Origin of the sequence: Mycobacterium szulgai (genome assembly GCF_002116635.1) — a bacterium.
Classification (GTDB): Bacteria; Actinomycetota; Actinomycetes; order Mycobacteriales; family Mycobacteriaceae; genus Mycobacterium; species Mycobacterium szulgai.
The window spans coordinates 1-1,455 of sequence record NZ_LQPW01000035.1 but is presented as its reverse complement, the minus strand read 5'-3'; the positions used below and the strand labels follow the sequence as shown (position 1 = coordinate 1,455).

Here is a 1,455-nt window from a genome sequence, read left to right as displayed (position 1 = left end):
GCACGGCCGCGGCGGCGACGGCGGCAACGGCGCAGCGGGTGGACCCGGCGACAACGGCGTCAACGCCAACAATCCCAACGGAACCGACGGCCACGCCGGCGGTAAGGGCGGCGCAGGCGGCGACGGTGGAGCAGCCGGCGGTGTGGGCGCCAAGGGCGGCACCGGCGGCAACGGCGGTAAGGGCGGCGACGGCGGCAAGGGTGGCAGCGGCCTTGACGGCGGTGTCGGCAGCGCGACGGCCGGTGTCGGCGGCAACGGCAGCGCCGGCGGTAACGCCGGCAGTGGTGGGGCCGGCGGCGACGGCGGCAAGGGCGGCGCGGGCGGCGCGGCCAATGGCGGCACCGCGGGCACTGCGGGCGCGGGCGGTGCGGCCGGCAACGGCGGGGACGCGGGCACGGCCGGCAACGGTGGGGCCGGCGCGGCCGGGGCCAACGGCACGGCGGCCAACAACAACACCGGCTTCGCCGGCGGCGAAGGCGGTCGCGGCGGCAACGGCGGTAACGGCGGCAAGGGCGGCGTCGGCGGCGCCAACGGTGACGGCATCGGTAAGGGCGCCGACGGCCTGGGCGGCAACGCCAGCAACGGCGGCCTCGGTGGCGCAGCGGGTAGCGGCGGCAACGGCATCAGCGGCAGCAATGGCACCGCCGGCGTGAACGCCGGAGCCGGCCAGGGCGGCGGCGCCGGTGGCGCCGGCGGCAAGGGCGGCGACGGCGGCACCGGGGGCACCGGCGGCGCCAACGGCAGCGGCGTCGGCAAGGGCGCCGACGGACTCGGCGGTAAGGGCGGCGACGGCGGCAAAGCCGGCACGGCCGGCGACGGCGGCCGCGGCGCCGACGGCACTTCAACCGCCCTCGACGGCGGCGCCGGCGGCGCCGGCGGCGCCGGCGGCAAGGGCGGCGCCGGCGGCACCGGCGGACTGGGCGGCAATGGCATCAAGGCCGCCGACGGCGCGGTCGGCGCCAACACCGACGGCGGACGTGGCGGCGACGGCGGCAACGGCGCCGCGGGCGCACCCGGCAACAACGGCGTCAACGCCGCCAACCCGGACGGCACCGTCGGCCAGGCCGGCGGTAAGGGCGGCGCCGGTGGCGACGGCGGGGCAGCCGGCGGTGTGGGCGCCAAGGGCGGCACCGGCGGCATCGGCGGTAAGGGCGGCGCCGGCGGCCAGGGCGGCAGCGGCATCGACGGCACGACCGGCACCGCGACCAACGGGGTCGGCGGCAACGGCAGCGCCGGCGGTAACGCCGGCAGTGGTGGCGCCGGCGGCGACGGCGGTAAGGGCGGCGCGGGTGGTGCGGCCAATGGCGGCACCGCGGGCACCGCAGGTGCCGGCGGGGCGGCCGGTAACGGCGGCAACGCTGGCACCGCCGGCAACGGCGGCGCCGGGGCGGCCGGGGCCAACGGCACCGCCGCGGTCAACAGCGGCAACGGCTTTGCCGGTGGCGAGGGCGGTCG

The 1,455-nt window shown here is 80.5% G+C and carries 1 pseudogene; it reads left to right on the top strand.

Annotation, left to right across the window (positions count from 1 at the left end):
• Positions 1-1,455 (top strand): annotated as a pseudogene (locus AWC27_RS30885) (PE family protein); the annotation flags it as partial.